General features: G+C 66.6%; 2 protein-coding genes. Both read right to left on the reverse strand.

The window, feature by feature from the left end; translation table 11 throughout:
• On the reverse strand, positions 1–3,631 hold a 3,631-nt coding region (locus tag ACOADB_RS00345), incomplete at its 3' end, for a DNRLRE domain-containing protein (protein ID WP_378595931.1).
• A 277-nt stretch (positions 3,632–3,908) separates the two neighbouring features.
• The gene (gene wecB, locus ACOADB_RS00350; RefSeq protein ID WP_378595932.1) at positions 3,909–5,006 is read right to left on the reverse strand and encodes a non-hydrolyzing UDP-N-acetylglucosamine 2-epimerase; all 1,098 of its coding nucleotides are present in this window, start codon (positions 5,004–5,006) and stop codon (positions 3,909–3,911) included.
• Between the last annotated feature and the right edge of the window lie 66 nt (positions 5,007–5,072).

Below are 5,072 nucleotides of genomic sequence, written 5' to 3' on the forward strand. Positions count from 1 at the left end.
CACTCACCGCATCAGCGTCGAGGTCAGGGGTGTCGTTGGTGCCGTCGCGGGGGACGTCGTAACGAACCTGCGCCAAGGTGGTGGTCCCGGACCCGGTGGGGTTGTCGCGGGTGACGGTCGTGATCTTGTGATCGTTGTCGTAGACGAACCCAATGCCCTTGAGCCCGGCCGGGGTGATCGAGGCGATCCGAGCACTCGTACCCTCGTAGCCGTAGGTCGTGGTCAGGCCGGTGCGCTCGTCGGTGACGCCAATGAGTCGGCCATCAGTGTCGTAGTCGTAGCTGACCACGAGCGTGTTGGCGGTGCCGTGGATCGCGCGGACCTCGGTGAGCCGGTTGTTCTCGGCCCCGCTGGTCCCGTACGTCAAGGTCAGGGCGTGGCAGCCCGCGACGAGGACGTCGGTCGGGGTTCCGGCGGCGGCACAGGTGACGCTGCCGGGGACAGGGGACAGGATGCGTGTGACGCGGCCCTGTGCGTCGGCGCTGTAGGTGGTGGTGCCGACCTGCCCGGCCTCTTCAACCGATGCAGGCGCCAAGATATAGGGGGCGGTGCCAGTCGGTGCTGCAGCGGCCTTGAAGGTGGTCCTCGTCCCGTCGGCACCAGTGATCGTCACCGTTGTGGTCGCACCGGCGCCGGCGACGGTGAGGTTGAGGCCGGACAGTTCGGTGTCCTCGTCCAGCGCGACCCAGTCCCCGGTCGCGAGGTTCGCACCGGTGCGCCGGGTCAGGGGCGTGGTCTTGCCCCAGGCGAGGATGTCGCCCGCGGGATCGATGAGGACCAAGGACCCGTCGTCGCGGGTGGCGTCCATCAGCGTGGCACCGGTCAACCCGGAGCCAGGTCCGTCCATGGAAGCGGTCCACCCGGGACCAAAGGCCCCAGCCCCGCCAGTTCCGTTGCCAGCGAGTCCGCCGTAGGTGGTGTGGGTACGGGAGATCGACAAGCTGGTGTTGAAGCCAGGCTCGTCGACGTCAGTCTCGGACAAGGAGAACTCACCCGTCCAGAGCGCCACTTTGCCGAGGCCGGCAGTGGCGACGGGGTAGTTGCCGCCGAAGGCGTGCGGGACCTTCAACACCGTGACCGGGGAGGGATTCCACGTGCATGCCGCGCCGGCGGCGTAGGGGACGCAGAGCTGGAACTCGAGCAGGACCGGTTTCTTCTGATCAATCCCAGCGAAGCCGGTGGTGTCGACCGTCGCCGAGACCGTGGTGATGCCGGTGGCCGGTGCGTCAACGTCGGAGTCGATCGGGGTCGCGGTGGTCCATTCCGAGGAGGCGTCGCCTTCCCCGGAGCCGGCGATGCGCCACTTGATGACTGGGTCAGGGGTCGAGGACATGTTCGGCGGGCCCTGGGCGGTGATGGTGACCTTGTCGGTGACCGTCAGAGCGGACCCATCATCACCGGGGCCCGCTGAGTCACCTGGACCCGGTGCGGGGCTGGTGATCGCGAACGGCCCGTATCCAAACGAGTAGGTCGACTCGTCAGCCAGCACACCACCGCGGCCGATGGCGATCGCGCTGATCTGGTAGCCACCCTCGGACTTGGGGATCGTCACCGTGAACGCGGTGGTCGACGGCGTTGATGAGGGGGTGATCTTGACAGTGTCCTGCACGACACCGTTCAAGCTCCACCGCACAGTGCCGGGGGCACTGTGCCCGGTCCCGGCCGCGGTGATCGTGCACGTCACGTCCGCAGTAGGTGCCGTGGTCGCCCAGGACTGGTTCGCATAGGGCGTCGGGCAGGAGATGACCGCGGGATTCGGTTTGGTCGCTGCGACGCGCAGTTCGACGGGTGCGGTCCAGCCCGCGGTCGCGGCCAGAGACCCGCCCGCGTGCAGGCTGCGTGAGTCGCGCGCCTTGGCCCGCACATAGACCGTGGTGTTGGCCGGCAATGTCGGGAGCGTGCAAGAGGAGGTGGTATTCGAGGCCACCAACGGTGCGGTGCAGGTGCCCAGGTCCGCGGAGGTCAGCGAGGTTGAGGCAAACGCCCGGAACACCGGCTGGACCAGGCCACCGTCTGGGTCGGAGACCTTCGCGGTGAACGTGGGCCGGTTGGTCCACGTGTAGGTCGCTGCCGACCCACCGTCCGGGGCGTACGAGGTCACCTGCTTCGCTGTGACACCGCTGGGGGTGTTCGGGGGCAGGTTGTAGGTCACCACCATCTTGGGCTGGTAGCTGCCGTACTCGCGGGAGAAGTAGCGACGAAACGCGTTCAGGTTCGTCTCGGTGGCCGCGCGCAGTTGAATGCCGTGGTTCTCCCGCGCGTCCGAGGCCCAGTCCATGACGATCCCGGTCATGTTCCACATCGCGTCCGCCTGAGGACACCCGGACGCCCCGTAGGCCGGGGTGAAGTCCACCTGACGCGTCGTGGTCGTCGACGGCTGGTTGGCCCACGTGATGTTCGTGGAAACCCAGCCCTCGGTGATCACCGAGGCACGAACCGCACCCGCGGTGCAGGTCGTGGACTGGTAGTTCCGCAACACCAGGTCGGCCCGAATGATCTGGTGGCCATCCCAGGTCGCGTCACCATCAAACTTCAGATACGAGCGAGCAATATTGGACCCGTCCAACGTCCCCACCAGCAAGTAGGTCTCAGCAGACTGCGAGGTCGGCCGCGAATGCGACACCCATGTATCGACCTGTGCGACCAAGTTGTACGTCGGGTCGATCGTGACCGGGTAAACAGTCTCGGGGTCCATGAGGAAGTCCATGGCCGGTTCCAGATTGACCGTCGCGACCGGAACCCCGGACTTCGTGGTCGAGGCATCCACACTCACCTCGACCGGCTCAACGACCGGCTCGCCCACGGCGTCCTTCGAAGAGTCCCACATCAACGGAGCCGCCGCCGTAGCAACCTGCACGCCCTTGCCCGCACCACCAGCATCCACGACCGAGAGACCGCCCGCAGGGGTTTCGGTGAGCTTCGCACCCGGGGTCAGCACCGGCAACGAGAACACCGGACCATCCACAGCCGGATCAGATGGGTCAGCCTCAGGTTCGGCCGGATTATCGGCGCCGGCTGGTACCGGTTCGGGACGCTCGTTGAGGACGATGTTGTGGGTGAAGCCTGCAGTGGTCGCTCGCACGACCAGGTCCCCACCCGCGACAGCATCGGGGTAGGTCGCGGTCGGTCCATCGAGGACCGGTTCGGGCAGGACGGTGGGCCACTTCCATTCGAGTTCGTCCTTCACGGCCGCGTTGACAGGGACCGCGTCAGCAAAAGCCTTGTCACCACCCGCGGAGAACGACACATCAACCGGCGACACCGTGGGCATCAACCGCCCACCAACCTTGACCAATGTCAGGTCAATGTCCTCCCACTCCCCCGAGTCGTCGTCGCGAACCCGCGAGGGGCCCGAGGTCGTCTCGGAGGTCCACGAACCGTCCGGGTTCGCGAACACCTGCGACGACTCAGTGCCCTGGGAAAGGTCCTCGACACGTTCACCAGTGGCCTGCGCGGTCACCATTGCGGAGATCTTGTCCGGGCGCGTCAACGGACCACCACCGGCGTCGGGCTCGGCCTTGACCGGTGCCGCCGCCGTGACCGGCGGATTGATGGCCTGGACACCGAAGCCCGAGACCGCCACCGCAGTGACGAGTGAACCGATACCAATGCGGTAGCGCGCAGAGAACAACGAACAGCCTTCCCTCGCAGACGCCACCCTCCCGGCACGTCTAGACAGGACGCACCTTCGCACGAATTCCGAGAGGTCGCTGAGAAACCTGCCCGCTCGCCAAGTGATCTAAGTCACCTCGATTTGCGCGTCATCATCTGCTCGTCAACGAGTCGCAGCCTTCCGTCAGACGCACCGGACCACGAATGAAGCGACCTAGTTCGCCATCACCACGACATTTGCAGATGTCGAGATCCCGCCGACAACGCGATTCGGGACGACTGGGGCCGTGGCGAGTTCAGGATCGAGCATGCGCATGATCGGCCAGGACCTCGACCACCGTCTGCGCCGCTGCGCCATCGCCGTAGGGGGTCCCACGCTCGGCGAGCGGGACGGTTCGCGTCACGACGTCGGCGAATGCTGAGGCACCGATGGCGTCGGGGTCCGAAACCAACGTGTTCCAGCCGCCCCTCAGCGTTTCCACCCATTCGGTCTCTGGCCGGATGGTGGTGCAGACACGCTCGAGAAGGAACGCTTCCTTCTGCAGCCCGCCCGAGTCGGTCACCACCCCACGCGAGCCGATCACCGCCGCGACCATCTCTCCGTACGACAGCGGCCGACCAACGGAAATCGATCCGCGTTCGAGCCGCAGGCCATGATGTTCCGCCTTCGCGACCAGGCGGGGGTGTGCGAGCAGCGCCACTTGCACAGGCAACGACGCGAGGCGCTCAAGGAGACCTTCCAAGCGGTCGCGGTCGTCGGTGTTGTCCGGTCGGTGCAGGGTCGCGACCAGGTAGGGCTCCGATGGGTCGATGCCTCGCGGCAGGCCTCCCAGTGGCGCCCCGGCAGCCAAGACGGAGTCGCGTACCCGGAGGCACACATCCACCATCACATCACCCACCATGACTGACCGATCCGCCAGACCTTCCCTGGCCAGGTGCCCCATCGCCACAGCCGTCGGCGCCAGCAGAAGATCCGCAGCGTGATCGGTGAGGACGCGGTTGTGCTCCTCCGGCATCCGCCGGTTGAACGAGCGCAGCCCCGCCTCCAGATGGGCGACGGGCACGTGGAGCTTCACGGCCGCGAGGGTGGCAGCGATGGTCGAGTTGGTGTCGCCGTAGACGAGAACCCAGTCGGGGCCCTCGGCGTCGAAGATCGGGTCGAGCTCCGCGAGCATGGCGCCCGTCTGTGCTCCATGGCTGCCCGACCCCACACCGAGATGCACATCCGGCGCGGGGATGTCGAGGCCGGAGAAGAAGACGTCCGACAGTCCAGCGTCGTAGTGCTGACCGGTGTGGACGATCTTGTGTTCATGGGTCGTCTTCGCCATGGCGGCCGCAATCGGCGCGAGCTTGACGAGTTGCGGCCGTGCTCCGACCACGCTGATGACCTTCACATGCCCTCCTCGACGCGGTAGCTGTCCGGGACGGCGTCCTCAGCCGCCGATGACGACCCGGCGGAC

The sequence above is a fragment of the Nocardioides sp. CPCC 206348 genome, from assembly GCF_048654705.1.
Classification (GTDB): domain Bacteria; phylum Actinomycetota; class Actinomycetes; order Propionibacteriales; family Nocardioidaceae; genus Nocardioides.